At 53.1% G+C, this 14,428-nt stretch carries 11 protein-coding genes; 7 read left to right on the forward strand and 4 right to left on the reverse strand.

Annotation, left to right across the window (positions count from 1 at the left end):
- The first annotated feature begins 49 nt into the window (after positions 1-49).
- Positions 50-427 (forward strand): aspartate/glutamate racemase family protein, encoded by a 378-nt coding sequence (locus tag ABLX76_RS10860; protein WP_074442694.1) that lies wholly within the window; start codon positions 50-52, stop codon positions 425-427.
- 116 nt (positions 428-543) lie between these two features.
- On the opposite strand, the gene ABLX76_RS10865 is transcribed toward ABLX76_RS10860, so the two are convergent.
- From ABLX76_RS10865 to ABLX76_RS10875, 3 genes are all read right to left on the reverse strand, one after another.
- Complete coding sequence (locus tag ABLX76_RS10865; RefSeq protein ID WP_065883942.1) at positions 544-1,944, reverse strand: ISNCY family transposase; 1,401 nt, start codon at positions 1,942-1,944, stop codon at positions 544-546.
- 392 nt (positions 1,945-2,336) lie between these two features.
- Positions 2,337-2,708 carry a DUF2255 family protein gene (locus ABLX76_RS10870; RefSeq protein WP_348874507.1) on the reverse strand — a complete coding sequence of 124 codons (372 nt, stop codon included), beginning with the start codon at positions 2,706-2,708 and terminating at the stop codon, positions 2,337-2,339.
- Positions 2,709-2,788: 80 nt separating this feature from the next.
- Positions 2,789-3,886, reverse strand: a complete 1,098-nt coding sequence (locus ABLX76_RS10875; protein WP_032691186.1) for an alpha/beta hydrolase — start codon at positions 3,884-3,886, stop codon at positions 2,789-2,791.
- A 374-nt stretch (positions 3,887-4,260) separates the two neighbouring features.
- Here ABLX76_RS10875 and ABLX76_RS10880 point away from each other — a divergent pair, with 374 nt between their 5' ends.
- Positions 4,261-5,178, forward strand: coding sequence for an AraC family transcriptional regulator (locus tag ABLX76_RS10880; RefSeq protein ID WP_348874508.1), 918 nt, complete (start codon positions 4,261-4,263; stop codon positions 5,176-5,178).
- A 467-nt stretch (positions 5,179-5,645) separates the two neighbouring features.
- Here the strand turns inward: ABLX76_RS10880 and ABLX76_RS10885 are convergent, their stop codons facing one another.
- Positions 5,646-6,431: a MipA/OmpV family protein gene (locus ABLX76_RS10885; RefSeq protein ID WP_065882435.1), complete on the reverse strand. Its 786-nt coding sequence runs from the start codon at positions 6,429-6,431 to the stop codon at positions 5,646-5,648.
- 124 nt (positions 6,432-6,555) lie between these two features.
- On the opposite strand from ABLX76_RS10885, the gene ABLX76_RS10890 reads away from it, so the two are divergent.
- The 5 genes from ABLX76_RS10890 (at position 6,556) to ABLX76_RS10910 (ending at position 14,390) form a co-directional block, all read left to right on the forward strand.
- Entirely contained in the window at positions 6,556-7,251 is a 696-nt protein-coding gene (locus tag ABLX76_RS10890; protein ID WP_064154609.1) for a response regulator, read from the forward strand.
- Complete coding sequence (locus ABLX76_RS10895) at positions 7,248-8,444, forward strand: ATP-binding protein (protein ID WP_348874509.1); 1,197 nt, start codon at positions 7,248-7,250, stop codon at positions 8,442-8,444. The genes ABLX76_RS10890 and ABLX76_RS10895 overlap by 4 nt, the downstream gene beginning before the upstream one ends.
- Positions 8,445-8,522: 78 nt before the next feature.
- A complete protein-coding gene (locus ABLX76_RS10900) occupies positions 8,523-9,671 on the forward strand; it encodes an efflux RND transporter periplasmic adaptor subunit (RefSeq protein WP_086076281.1) in 1,149 nt (382 codons plus the stop codon).
- Positions 9,668-12,742: an efflux RND transporter permease subunit gene (locus ABLX76_RS10905; RefSeq protein WP_348874510.1), complete on the forward strand. Its 3,075-nt coding sequence runs from the start codon at positions 9,668-9,670 to the stop codon at positions 12,740-12,742. The genes ABLX76_RS10900 and ABLX76_RS10905 overlap by 4 nt, the downstream gene beginning before the upstream one ends.
- A gap of 178 nt (positions 12,743-12,920) precedes the next feature.
- Positions 12,921-14,390 (forward strand): alpha/beta hydrolase, encoded by a 1,470-nt coding sequence (locus tag ABLX76_RS10910; RefSeq protein ID WP_086076283.1) that lies wholly within the window; start codon positions 12,921-12,923, stop codon positions 14,388-14,390.
- The last annotated feature ends 38 nt before the right edge of the window (positions 14,391-14,428 follow it).

Genomic DNA, 14,428 nt, shown 5'->3' on the forward strand with positions numbered 1-14,428 from the left:
GCTGATGTTATCTTCAGCATTTTAAAGGAGTATAATTATCCGGGTTGACGTGTACGCTGTAACACCTGAAGGCTGGGTTGATGCTGTAGAGGGGCATCCTCATGCCCTATTTGAAGTGCGTAAAATGGTTAACCGCGTTGTTCAGCCTCTGATTGATGCCGGAGTGGACCAAATCGTTCTCGGATGTACACATTATCCCTTCCTCCGCTATCTCATTGAACAGATTGTTCCAGCAGAAGTGACAATACATGATCCCGCCCCTGCGGTTATCAGCCATGCGGCCTCAATGTTGAATAGCTGCAACTGGCCTGAAGAGCGCGGCCAGGAGAAATACCGCTTTTACACCACTGGTAATACAATCCGGATGAAGGAGTCACTTTACAGGCTGCTTGGAATCCATGCAGAAGTAAGTAGTCTTTCTACTTAATTATGTGATTATTTCTTCCAACAACTATTACGGAATAAGTATTCATATGGCGTTTGATTCTGAAGGCATTGGAAAGTTCTATAAGGGGCGGGCTTATGTCTGCCATCAGATCCATGTCATTTCCTTGTACCGAAAATTTCCTCAGAACGGGACTGTAATGTCTTCAATGCTTCCAGCATATCGTCACCATTCAGGGAACGCTGGGATTTCTTCTCTGTCGGTTTTCTGCGCCGCCGGGAAGGGCCATCTCCGGCAGGGAGAGCTTGCGAACGGTTATCGTCGCGTTTGCCCTGAACCAGCTTAATAAACTCAAGTGTCCGCCCGAGGCGCTTGTTGTCCACGATAGCGCCCTGGTCTATTTCCTGAAGGCGATCATAGGTGGAGTAGGGAAGAACAGCGCCATTAAGGCGGAGCTCTTTACGACCATCCGGGTAATGCCAGACCTCAATATATTTTCCGATAGCCCTGCGGCTTAACTCATTATCTTCAATCAGATAGAGCACTTTGTCATATTGCACTGTCAGGGATTTTGACACACGGCGCGGCTCCCTCCATGTGAAAAATGCTGCCAGGTCATCGTCAGTTTCAAGTGGTCGATGCACATCAAAGTCATGCCGGGGCGCTTTAGCAAAACGTCGGTTGTAATCGGCCATAAATTCATCGGCATAATCATTAGCTGAATCCATTGAAGAGATGCCCCTGAGCCTGAGCTCCTTTACGAGGCGATCCTGAAGCGTCAGATGGGCACGTTCCACACGGCCTTTGGCGGAGCTGGTATTGGCGCAGATAGTCTGGATGCTCAGTTCGTGCATCGCACGGCCAAACTGGGTGTAACCATCGCCGCCGGTGGCATTTTTATTGTTGATTCTGAAGACGCTGGCTTTGTCACTGTACAATGCCAGTGGTTTACCATGCTTTTCCAGATAGCCCCGGGTGGCCTCAAAATACGTGAAGGTCGATTCCGATTTCACGAAACGAAGCTGCATCAGGCGACTCGTCGCATCGTCGACGTAGACCAGTGCGGTACAGGCGGGCGCACGGTTCTCGAACCAGTGATGGTCGCAGCCATCAATCTGGATCAGTTCGCCGCAGCAGGCCCGGCGATAGCGTGGTTGCTGAATTTTCGGCGCACGTTGTTTGCGTGGGATCCAGAGACCGGCTTTGACCATGAGTGAACGGACGGTCTCTTTGGACAGGTGAACATCGTGCAGCTCTGCGAGTTTCTCGCACGCCAGCGTCGGCCCGAAGTCGGTATAGCGCTCGCGGATAATACTGAGTGCGTACCGGGCAAGACCATCAGGCAACTGGTTATTGCTGGGTTTTCCGCGACGGCGGTTAGCCATACCAAGCGGGCCTGATTCACGGTAACGCGACAGAAGGCGTCGGCACTGGCGATCGGAAATTCCCAGGCGCTGCGCGGCCATCTGCGTGGTCAGTCGCCGGTCGACAACGTCCTGAATGATTTTGAGTCGGTTAACTTCATCCAAAGTGAAAACGTCCGCTGCATGAGACGTTATCAGAATCCCTCCATGGTGAATCCACGTGTCACTTATCCAGGAGCAGACCTTACAACTCAGCCACTATAATCAAAGTGCGCATAATGTATATTATGTTAAATGACATGTAATGCCCAATAACTTCATATTTGACAGCGGCCTCTTAACAAATCAACACGGTACTTATTTATGACTGACATCCCTTTTCTTGCGTTATGTTCATAGTACATGTTCGCCCTATCATCAATATTTAAACTCCTACCTTAATGGACAATGCTTCCTGAAGATGAACTTTCAACGGACCAGAAACTGGCGGTTATGTATGTTTCCTACTTGCCTCCAGTTTCAGGGAAATTAAAGCTACACAGGCAGATTTTGTTTCACAGAACACCCAGTATCACTTTGACATGAAATTACGAAGGTAAAATCTCAATCGTGGCCGCTCTGGCGCGTGTCCCTGTCATTGCTGAAACATAGCTGCTACTGGAGTACTTTTTCTGGTAAGCCTGATCAATTTTACTTTCAAGCTCAGGGTCTGATGGTTTTGCGAACAGTACATCGAACTCTTGTCCAATAGCCAGTATCTTACCCGCCTGCTGGGACAATGCAGCCTGATACCATTTTGAACTGGTACCACTATAGGCTCGGACGAAAAGTCTGTTCTCCACCTTCACTTCCCAAATCCACGTCGGCGTACCGGTCGTATTCATATCGGGATGATACGGAGCGATTTTCAGGTCGTCGGCCGCATCTATTCTTGTTAATAATTCAGGGTTCCAGAACATAAACTTCTCCTCTTTCAAGAGCAGTGTCTGTCGTTTGTCGCACAGACACTGCATCTGAAAGCACCGGACGGTGCTATGGCTTACTTATTAAGATTTTTGTTAAAAAATGCAGTGATGTTATCGAACGGGATCTTATCCATACGATCATATAAATCGACATGTGTGGCATCTTTAACAATCAGAAGCTCTTTTGGTTGATTTGCCGCTTCATAAGCCGTTTTAGAGAAGTAAAGCGAATGCGCTTTTTCGCCATGGATGAACAGGATCGGACGCGGAGAAATTTCCTTGATATAGGTCATGAGCGGGAAATTCATGAAGGCCATCGGCGTTGTCACCGACCATGAATTGCCAGAGTTGACGGCTCGTGGATGATAACCGCGTTTAGTCATGTAATAGTCCGCATAGTCCACGAGGAACTGTGCTTCCCCGCCCTTCAGTTTATTATAGGCTGGCTGGTATGCAGGCTTGCCGTTTGCCGCATCTTCCCAGCGCTGAAGACTCATCTTCTCCAGCGCCTGCTCGCGTTGCTCCGGCGTTACGCTGTCATTGTAGCCTTTCGACATTACGCGGCTCATATCGTACATGGTGCTGGCAACGACCGCTTTTACGCGTTTATCTACGGCAACAGCGTTCAGGGCAATCCCCCCCATGCCGCAAATACCGATGACACCGATACGTTCACGATCCACATAAGGTTGCAGCCCAATAAAATCGACTGCGGCCATAAAGTCTTCGGTATTGATATCAGGGGAAGCAATATTGCGGGGTTCACCACTGCTTTCACCGGTATAAGATGGATCAAATGCCAGCGTCACGAATCCGCGCTCTGCCAAAGTCTGAGCATAGAGACCTGAGGCCTGTTCCTTTACCGCGCCAAACGGGCCGGAAATGACAAGCGCAGCAAGCTTCTTGTTCCCGCGATCTTTAGGAAGATACACATCTGCGGCCAGCGTAATACCGTAACGATTTTTAAAAGTGACTTTTTGATGATCCACTTTTTCGCTCCTTGGGAAAGTTTTATCCCACGTCTGAACCAGACGGACTGAAGAATCTGCTGTGCCTGGTGCCGGCTGGGCGACCGCAGCTTCTGTTGAAATCAGAGCCATCGCTCCGGCGAGGAGTGCGCCATTAAAAAAGCGCGTTGAAGATTTTAGCGTCATGATATTAAAACCTTTCATTGGATGTTGAGGGATAGTTTCAGACAGCATGCATGAGTATTTCAGATGCAACTCTCTTTTCCGGAACCGAATTCGATTCGGGTGCGGTTGTAGAAAGTAAACTCTTTCACGTATGTCTCCTCCGGATAACCTGTCTGGCAGTTAAAAATGGCTTTAACCTGAACGGTTTAAATTGGCTCGCTGTGAAAGCTGACTGACAGGTCACAGCTTCATTTCAGTGTTGTTATTTTGAGTGCCTTACATGAAAGTTGTTATTAAAATACTCTGCATTATTTGCCTGATCCTCTGAAACTGAATTTAAAGCGTATATTTCAATTTTCATCGCTGCTAAGTTGTTAACGTCAAAAGCCGCAATAAACGTGAGGTATTACAGAATGATTTCTGACAAGACGGTTGAAAAACTACTCGGCGTGCTTTCCCGTGAAATTGCTCAGCGCACTCCGGGCACCGGTGATTTCCCAACAGCGGTAGAAGGACTCGAATTGTTCCGCCGAAACGAACCCGCTCCTCCAGTGAGCTGCCTGGTCCCTCCCAGTATCGTTCTGGTGGCCGATGGCGCGAAGATCATGTGGGTTGGTGGTGATCCTTACGAATACAATGCGGATAAATTCCTGATCACCTCCCTTGACCTGCCAGCCAGCTCGGAGGTTTTACAGGCTTCGACATCCCGGCCCTGCGTCGGCATGGCCTATAAACTTGACCAGCGCGTGCTGATGGAATTAATTGCCCAGGGAAGCCTGCCGCCGGTCAAAAAACGAGACGCGGGAACGGGTGTCGGTATAGGAACGGTTACTGATGTTTTGCTGGAACCTTTCTGCCGTCTGCTTACTTTGCTTGACGAGCCTGAAGCCATTCCTGTCCTCGGGCCGCTGATTCAAAGAGAGATACATTACCGGCTTTTGATGAGCGATCAGTCCGATCATCTCAGACAGATTGCAGCAGTAGACGGCCATGGCTACCGTATCGGTAAAGCTATCGACTGGTTAAAAACCAATATTGCGTCATCCTTACGCGTAGAGGAACTGGCAAGTCGGGTGCAAATGAGCACGCCCTCTTTTCACCAACACTTCAGGCAGCTTGCGGGAATGAGCCCGCTCCGGTATCAGAAATGGCTACGCCTCAATGAAGCCAGGCGACTGATGCTGAATGAACATTATGATGTCACCACAGCAGCCTATGCTGTCGGTTACGAAAGCTTATCCCATTTCAGCCGGGAATATACGCGGATGTTCGGGGAATCACCCAAGAGGGATATTACTGTGCTGAGAAAGTCAGCTGGTAAGCTTCAATAAATTCTCCACAGCCACAAGTGAAATCGGTAGTGAATTATATTACTTCCGCCCGGAGTGGCCGCTTCGAAATAAAGCTAAGAGGCATTACGGTAGCGTAATATCGAGACAACTTCAGCAAGGGCGGGTGACAGTTGATGACGGCTGGAGTAATAAAGATGATAACCTTACAAAGCGGATTGGTGTTGTTATTGGTGGATTCGGTATTCTCATGCCGACGAACGACGTGTCCAAAAACTTCCCGACGGAACAGCTATGGCGTTGTTCATAAAACTCCTCCGGCACGTTTGCGTCGCTCTCGATCGTCGTTGGGATCAATAACCGAACGTACGTCGGCGACACGAGGACCGCACCAGGTCTTCCGGCGCGGTTAACAACATGTTTCGCTTCTGGTTGCCTATCTGCCAGATAATGCCGACTCACTCAATTTTAACCGTTCCCGGCAAACCGCACGCCGCACTTTCTCCGCCCTAAAATGTCCATGTCACTGCTGCTGTCAGTGCCGCCTCGTTACGTCGTAACACGATCGGGCTTTGATTGGCATGCTCCCCAAGCCAGGTATAGTCAGCGCTCAGGAGCGTGCCCCAGTGGGCATCAAACTGGTGACTCCAGGTCAGACTGTTGTCTATGCCATAAAATCCCCCCGGTGCTGAATAGCGGCTATAACCTGAGCGCTGGCTCTGCTGCGGATCCACCCCATACCAGGTATTCAGGTAACGGTTGTCGCCAAACAGGGCCGCCGTCTGAAAAGCGACCGTGTCCTGGTCAGTTTGTACAGGGAGCAACGTCAAGGATGCCTGGTAGCTTACCCCCTGGCTGTCCGTTAAAGGCAGCGTCGCTTTTCCTTCAACACTGAGCCACGAAAGCGCCTGCCAGCCAACGGCAAGGGCCGTATTCAGTGAGACGTCAATGTCTCCCATCCCTTTCAGATTATTTGCCCCTGCCCGCCAGCTGGCGTTTTTATCCCTCCTTCCCAGATCGTATCCCAGCGTATGTTCGACGTACCAGCCGCTGGCGTTCTGCAGGTCATACCCTACCCCTTTCTGCGTATCAATAAAGAAAGCGCCGTTACGACCCTGAAGCACCGGAACCACCTGCCATACCTGCTTGTCTGAACCTGAGTATCGCGGAGCGTAGCGTCCTCCCAGCCCGATAGTGAAAGAGCCGGAAGAGGCGTCATCATTTGCCTGTACACAGGATGTGATGGCCGTCAAAAGCGGTACGGTCATATACAGGGCTTTTTTTATCGCTATCATACTGTTCTCCTCACGGATGCTGGTTTCTCCTGAGGCAGGAGCTGCCACAAAATGTTGGCGCAGTATGATTTGGCAAAATCAATGAATCGTCGGGATAGTGTTAAGAATCGGTCAAGGTGAACGGATGTTGTCCAGAAGAGTGCTGATTATTGAAGATGACGCCGATGCGGCTGGCGTGCTCGAAGCCTACTTACGCCGTGAAAATTACGATGTCGTCATTACCGGAGATGGACTTTCCGGGCTGGATATGGCGCACCGGTGGAAACCCGATCTGATCCTGCTGGATGTGATGCTTCCGGGGCTTAACGGCACCGAAGTCCTGGCTGGCCTGCGTCGTAAAAATGATGTTCCGGTGATCATGGTCACCGCCATGGGAGATACTCCCGATCGTATTGGCGCTCTGCGCTATGGCGCTGATGATTATGTTGTTAAGCCTTACCATCCGGGAGAAGTTGTGGCCCGGGTGCAGGCGGTATTGCGTCGCAGCAATAAAACGGAAACAAAGGAAGAGATCCTTCGCTGGCAATCACTTGAAGTGGATGTTACGGCCATCGTGGCGAGCATTATCGACGGGGACACCACACCGCGGACGTTGGATCTGACCCCAACCGAATTTTCACTACTGACCACGCTTATGCGCTCTCCTTCACGACCTTTTTCCCGCCAGCATTTACTGGAGCACTGTTTGCCGGAAAGTGAAGCCCTGGAGCGTGTGGTGGATACCCATATTTATAACCTGCGTAAAAAACTCGAAGCGGCGGGTATTTCCGGCGTGCTGGTTAACGTTCGCGGCGTAGGCTACAGGTTCAGACAACCATGACAAAAACCCGCTATTCCTCCCTGTGGCGCTGGATTTGCGCACGTATATTAGCGCTGGCCATCGGAAGCGTAATTGTCATAGCGACCTGTATGTGGCTACGTTATGCGGTGCAGAATTACTGGATCATGAGCAGAATGCCGGCATCGGTCCGACAAGAGTTTCTTGCGCTCAGCCAGAACCCGCAGGCGGACCCGGCGCGCTTCCATCAAATCGTCGATACCTGGTGGGGGTTGAGTTATTCAACACCCTCCATCGCCTCGGCAGACTGGGTCACCGTGGCGTTACTGGTCCTGGTCATGATCCCTTTTATTGTGGTGATGGGGTTGAGATATGCCAGGCCACTGGCGCTGCAGTTCAGCCGGTTGCGTGATGCGGCAAAGGACGTCGCCGAAGGGCAATTTGGCCGCCAGGCAGAGCTCATCAGGAATGCGCCGGCTGAAATGGTCAGCTTTGCCAGTGACTTTAATACCATGACGGGGAAACTGGCCCGCTATGAAAAAGAGTTACGTACCTCTCATGTGGCCATGGCGCATGAGCTTCGCTCCCCACTGACTGCCGCTATCGGACGTTTGCAGGGCATGCTGGATGGCGTGTTTGATGCCAGCCCGGAACAACTGGCAATGGTAATGAAACAGCTTCAGCACCTGAATCGCCTGACCGATGAACTTCATCTGCTCTCACTGTCTGATGCCGGGAATCTGGTTCTGGAAAACGAACCCTTTCGTCTGGATGAGCTGCTTAAGGAACGGGCGACATGGATCATGCCCCAGGCTGATGCACATCGTTTTACCATCAGGCTTCATCATTCTCAGGCGTGTCCCTTCAAAGGCGATACGTTCCGTATGGGCCAGGTGTTTACTATCCTTATGGAAAATGCCCTCCGTTACGGGCGTGATGGCGGCCATCTTGATGTCACGCTGCACTACGCCAGCGGGCAATATTACCTCGAATTTCGCGATGACGGCCCGGGGGTATCCCCCCGGTTCCTGCCGGAAATGTTCAACCGTTTTAGCCGGGAGGAGCAGTCGCGTGCCCGCCACTCCGGCGGCAGCGGTCTCGGCTTATCCATCGCTAGCGCGATCTGTCAGGCTCATGGAGGCAGTATCAGCGCGTCGTTACCTGAAACCGGCGGACTCGCAGTCAGCATTTTGTTACCCTGGACGTCGTCTGAGATGGAAAATAGCCGCTCTTGATAATACCTTGACAAAACGTCGAATCTTTCTCGACTAAGCGCGCATTTAATAACGCCATAACCTTTATGGAGCGGCGTTATGTCAGATGAATTTTTACTCTCCCTCCGCCACAGTCTGCACCATTTGTACGACGTGGCGCGCACCCTTTCCTGGCTGCACTTTCTTCCCCTGACCCTTCTTTCGGTGGTGATTTTTCTGCTGCCCGGATGCGGGGACAACCAGGGTAATACGACTGATCCTGTGCGAACGGTGCGCTACGTTGTTGTTGGCTCAGCGCAAACCCTTCCCGCCCTGGAAAGAACCGGAGAGATCCATGCGCACGATGAAACGATTCTGAGCTTTCGTACCAGCGGCCGGATAGTGACGCGTAGCGTCGATATTGGCGATCGGGTCAATGCAGGGCAACTGCTGGCCACGCTTGAAAATACAACCAATCAGAATCAGCTCGATGGCGCACAGGCTGACTATGAAGGAGCCAAAGCCGCTGCTCAGGTTGCTGCACTTAACGTCAACCGAATGCAAAAGCTCATGCCTACTGGCGCGATTGCCCGCACGCAGCTCGATACCGCCCGCGCAGATTGGCTTGTCGCCCGCGCGCGTTTAAAAAACAGCGAGTCCGCGTTGCGTAATGCCCGCGAAAGCCTTGGCTGGACGCGTCTGATGGCGCCGCAAAGCGGCGTGATCACCGAAGTCAGCGCCTCTGCGGGTCAGGTGGTCAGTGGTGGTCAGTCGGTGTTGACGCTGGCGACCGGTGAAGCCCGCGATGTGGTGTTTGATATCGCTAAACCCGAGGCGATCCCGCCACAGGAGCATGCTGGCTTGCGAGTTTCTCTCCTCAGCGACCCGTCGGTGCAAGCGTCCGCCGCGGTAAGAGATATTAGCCCGCAGGCCAATCCTCAGACCCGCACGTGGCGCGTCAGGGCTACCCTACAAAACCCACCGCTGGCGATGGCGCTGGGCGCCAGCGTTACCGTCACGTTACCCGCAACCGGCCCGCATGGATACGCCCTTCCCGCTTCAGCGCTGAGCCGCGTCGGCGACAAACCGGCGGTTTATGTGATTAATCCGCAGTCGCAGGCACAGCTTCGCGTGGTGGTGCCAGTATACTATACCGCCACCGCGGTTATTATCTCCGGCGGCCTTGAACCAGGCGACCGGGTGATTACCGCCGGCGTGAGTAAATTACGCTCCGGCGAGCCGGTGATTGCCGGGGAGCGCGAATCATGAAACCCGTATTGAATGAGAAATTTAACCTGTCCGCCTGGGCGCTAAATAATCAACAGATGGTCAGTTTCTTCATGCTGCTGATCATGGCTATGGGCGCGTTCTGTTATGAGAAGCTGCCACGTAACGAAGATCCGGCGTTTACGATTAAAACGGCCGTTGTTTCTGCGCAATGGCCCGGGGCATCCGTGACGGATACCACCCGACTGCTGACCGATACGCTGGAAAAAAAGCTGCAGGAAACCCCCTGGCTTGATTATCTCGAAAGTGAAACCCGAGCCGGAAGATCCGTTATTTATGTCAATCTCCGTGACGATACCCCGCCGGAAAAGGTGCCGGATATCTGGTATCAGGTACGTAAGAAAATGCAGGACATTGCCCCATCGTTGCCAGAAGGCGTTCAGGGCCCCGCCGTCGACGACGAATTTGATGACACGTTCGGTACGATTTATGGATTTATACCTGAGGGCTATACCCTGCGGGAGGTCCGGGACCGTGTTGAGACCATTCGCCGGGAACTCATGTCGTTACCGGATATCGGAAAAACCAGCCTGCTGGGTGAGCAGCAGGAACAGATAGTTCTCTCTTTTTCCCCGGCGCGTCTGGCAGGTATGGGGTTGAACATCCAGCAGGTAGCGGATGCCCTCAGAGCACAAAATGCGATTGTCCCGGCAGGTATGATCCGCACCGGACAGGAAAATATGGCGATAAAGGTCAGCGGGGAACTGACTTCTGAAGCGAGCTTACGTGCCGTCACGCTGCGTATTAACGATCGTTACCTTCCTCTGACGGATATTGCCACCGTTAGCCGGGAAAACGCCGAGCCTCCCCAGCCGGTTTACCGGGTCAACGGCAAACCCGCCATCGGGCTGGCTATCTCGATGGCGCCGACGGGTAATATGCTGCGTTTCGGCGCCGCGCTGAATGCCAAAATGCATGCCATCAGCGTCACGCTGCCGCACGGTATTGAGATGGTCAAGGTTGCCGATCAATCAGCGGTGGTCAGCGATGCCGTAAGCGGGTTTATCCGGGTGCTTATCGAAGCCGTGGCGATCGTCCTGGCCGTTTCGTTTGTCTCGCTGGGTTTACGAGCTGGGCTGGTCGTGGCTGCGGCCATCCCACTGGTTCTGGCCATGACCTTTACGGGAATGATGCTGGCAGGAATAGGTCTGCAACGTATTTCTCTCGGCGCATTGATTATCGCGCTGGGTCTGCTCGTCGATGACGCCATGATCACCGTGGAAACCATGGTCTCTGGTCTGGAAGCCGGGGATTCCCGCCGGCAGGCGGCTACCCGGGCTTTTAAAACGACCGCATTTCCGATGCTGACGGGCACCCTTGTGATGATTGCCGGGTTTATTCCCGTGGGATTTGCTGCGTCCAGCGCCGGTCAATATTGCTTTTCCCTGTTTGCCGTGGTGCTCATCGCCCTGCTGTGCTCATGGGTTGTCGCGATCCTGTTTTCACCGTTAACCGGGACGTGGCTGTTATCTGACAACATCAGACAGAAGTCGAAAGGTCCTGGACGGATGGCCCGCGGATACCAGTGGCTACTGCGCAAGGCGTTACGTTACCGCTTCGCCACCGTGTGTATTGCTCTCATTGCGCTTGGTCTGTCCGTTTACGGAACAACCTTTATGCAGGGGGAGTTTTTCCCCACCTCCGACAGGCCTGAATTGCTGGTCAGCCTGACGCTACCGGCCAATGCCTCGCAGTCGGAAACGCAAAATAGGGCTGAACAGCTGGAGAAGGCCCTGGCAGGCAACCGCAACGTTGAGCGATTTTCGACATACGTTGGGTCGGGAGCGATCCGTTTTTACCTGCCTATGGATGTGCTTCTGGCAAATGAAAATATCGCCCAGATGGTGGTGGTGGCTAAAGATCTTAAAGCGCGGGATCGTCTTCATCGACAGTTAAACAGGATACTGGCTACGCGCTTTAGCGACATCATCACTCGCGTATCGCCCCTGGAACTTGGGCCCCCCGTCGGCTGGCCAGTCAAATACCGGGTGAGTGGGCCAGATTATCTGAAGGTCAGGTCGATCGCGAACCGCCTGAGCGAAGTCATTGGCCGGTCACCCTCCTCCCGCGAGGTTAATCAGACGGCAGGCGAACCGGAGAGAGTCATTACCCTCAAGGTCAATCAGACCGCCGCCCGGGCTGCGGGCGTGTCGTCAGAAAGTCTGGCCCGGATGCTCAATACCGTCTGGTCCGGCAGTATAGTCACGTCGGTTCGCGATAATGACCGTCTTGTCGATGTGGTGCTCCGGGCCAGGGACAATGAGCGTCTTAACCTCGCCACCTTCTTTTCGCTGACTATTCAGGGGAATGACGGTAAACAAATCCCCCTCAGCGCCTTTGCCACGCCAGTCTGGGGCGTGGATGATCCGGTTATCTGGCGTCGACAGCGTTTGCCTTTCATCACCGTGCAAACTGACCTCGCCCCGGGACTTCGCGCCGAAGCAGTATCCGCAGCGTTGCGACCAGCGGTAGACAGGTTGCGCGCGGAACTGCCTGAAGGCTACAGCATTGAAGAAGGGGGCGCGGTTGCTGAATCTGAAAAAGGTAATAGTTCGGTCTATGCGGTTCTACCGGTGACACTGGTCATCATGCTCTTGCTGTTGATGCTCCAGTTGCGCAACTATTCCCGTATTGTGTTGGCTATACTGATGGCCCCGTTTGGTTTACCGGGTATCGTGCTGGCTATGTTACCTGGCGGAACACCAATGGGATTTGTCGCTCTGCTTGGCGTGATTGCGCTCGCTGGCATGATCATTCGTAACGCCGTCATACTGATTAGCGAGGTGGACAGCAATCTTACTCAGGGGATGGCAAGCGATGCCGCCATTATTGCGGCCGCAGAGCATCGTGCGCGCCCCATCTGCCTGACTGCCTGTGCAGCCATTCTGGGAATGATCCCCATTTCTCATCAGGTATTCTGGGGACCGATGGCCTATGCGATTATCGGGGGACTACTGGTTGCCACGCTGGTTACACTGACCGTTTTACCTGCATCGTTTAGCCTGTTGCTACAGCTGAGAATGACTTCCTCCGGCGAGATTCATGAAAAATGAGTGGCGTGCCGTCGTATCCTCGTCTCAGGGTTCTGCCAGGTTATTCGCTGCAAGATAAAGAACTTGCTCACCTGCTGCTGCAACGCTTGGGTAACAGGAAACCTAATAAAAAGTAAACCTTCCCTGACTATGATTATTTATACTCAGAAAACAGGTCATTAAGAAAGGAAGCCACGCGTTGAAATGGGTAACCTGGTTAAAACGTATCGTGTTGTCCCTGCTGCTGTTGATTGTTGGCGCTCTGGGACTACGCGTTTATGACATTCAGCGCGGGCCCGAACTGCAGCCCTGGCATACCTGGGTTCCGCATGAAATGGGCGCGGATGAAATCGACAATGCTGACTGGAACGATTACCTCAACAAAGAGAATGCGCTCTTCGGTGAGGTAAAACGCCAGGTTTCCGATAAGCTGGACGCTGAACAGCAAACCGAACTGAATCGTTACTACAGTCACAGCCCCATCTATCCGGACTCGTTTCCCACCAACTGGAATCGGTCATATATCATGATGCCGGATGGTAAACCGCAAGGCGCTGTGGTGTTGCTGCATGGCCTGACGGATACACCCTACAGTCTGCGGCATATCGCCGAAAATTACCGGCAACAGGGTTATGTCGCCATCGGTATCAGATTACCGGGCCACGGGACGGTACCCGCCGGGCTGACCGACGTGGACTGGCAGGACTGGCTGGCCGCCACGCGCCTGGCGGTGAGAGAAGCGAAACGACTGACGGGGCATGATGCGCCCCTGCATATCGTCGGATTTTCCAACGGCGGCGCGCTGGCAATGAAGTATTCGCTGGACGCGCTGGATAATGCCGAACTGGCAAAACCCCAGCGGGTGATCCTGATTTCTCCAATGATCGGTATTACCCGCTTCGCGCGCTTTTCCGGCCTCGCGGGCTGGCCCGCGTTTCTTCCCGCCTTCTCGAAAGCCGCATGGTTAAACATCATGCCTGAGTTTAATCCGTTCAAATATAACTCCTTCCCGACGAATGCCGCCCGTCAGTCGTTTCTGCTGACCAAAGCGCTGCAAAAGCAGATAGTGACGGATTCGAGAAATCATAGGCTTAACAGCTTACCGCCGGTATTGACCTTTCAGTCCGTTGTGGATTCAACGGTCAGTACGCGGGCGATCGTGACAGCGCTGTATAACCGCTTACCGGATAATGGCAGTGAAATTGTCTTGTTCGATTTAAATCATGCGGTCAGGTTTAATTCATTATTACGCCGGACGTCTTACACCGCGCTGGCGCGGTTGCTGCCCGCGGCGCCGCGGGCTTATCAAACCACGATCATCACTAACGCCAATTCCGCCAGTACAGAGATGGAAATTCGCACCACCCGCGCCGGGAAAACAGACACCACGGTGGAAAAGCTGCAGGGAATGCACTATTTACCGGACGTCTACTCTCTTTCGCATGTCGCGCTCCCCTTCCCCTTGAGCGATTCGCTGTACGGGCGCTATCCCCATCCGCTGAATCAATACGGGATCAGCCTTGGCACGTTTGCAGCTCGCGGTGAGCGTTCTGTGCTGGTTGTGGGTCTGGACTCGCTGATGCGCCAGTCTTCCAATCCGTTCTTTCCCTATATGATCAAGCGCATTGACGAAGGGATCGACACTCGCCCGGCTCTCTCCGGAAAATAACTCCCCTGTGGATAAGTGGCCGCCGAGGCCACTTTTTC

It is taken from the genome of Klebsiella sp. JB_Kp004, assembly GCF_040065795.1.
Taxonomy (GTDB): Bacteria; Pseudomonadota; Gammaproteobacteria; order Enterobacterales; family Enterobacteriaceae; genus Klebsiella; species Klebsiella quasipneumoniae.

Coding starts and splice junctions, on each gene's coding strand:
- ABLX76_RS10905 (WP_348874510.1), top strand. CDS start 9,668: ATGAAACCCGTATTGAATGAGAAATTTAACCTGTCCGCCTGGGCGCTA.
- ABLX76_RS10900 (WP_086076281.1), top strand. CDS start 8,523: ATGTCAGATGAATTTTTACTCTCCCTCCGCCACAGTCTGCACCATTTG.
- ABLX76_RS10875 (WP_032691186.1), bottom strand. CDS start 3,886: ATGAAAGGTTTTAATATCATGACGCTAAAATCTTCAACGCGCTTTTTT.
- ABLX76_RS10880 (WP_348874508.1), top strand. CDS start 4,261: ATGATTTCTGACAAGACGGTTGAAAAACTACTCGGCGTGCTTTCCCGT.
- ABLX76_RS10885 (WP_065882435.1), bottom strand. CDS start 6,431: ATGATAGCGATAAAAAAAGCCCTGTATATGACCGTACCGCTTTTGACG.
- ABLX76_RS10895 (WP_348874509.1), top strand. CDS start 7,248: ATGACAAAAACCCGCTATTCCTCCCTGTGGCGCTGGATTTGCGCACGT.
- ABLX76_RS10890 (WP_064154609.1), top strand. CDS start 6,556: ATGTTGTCCAGAAGAGTGCTGATTATTGAAGATGACGCCGATGCGGCT.
- ABLX76_RS10870 (WP_348874507.1), bottom strand. CDS start 2,708: ATGTTCTGGAACCCTGAATTATTAACAAGAATAGATGCGGCCGACGAC.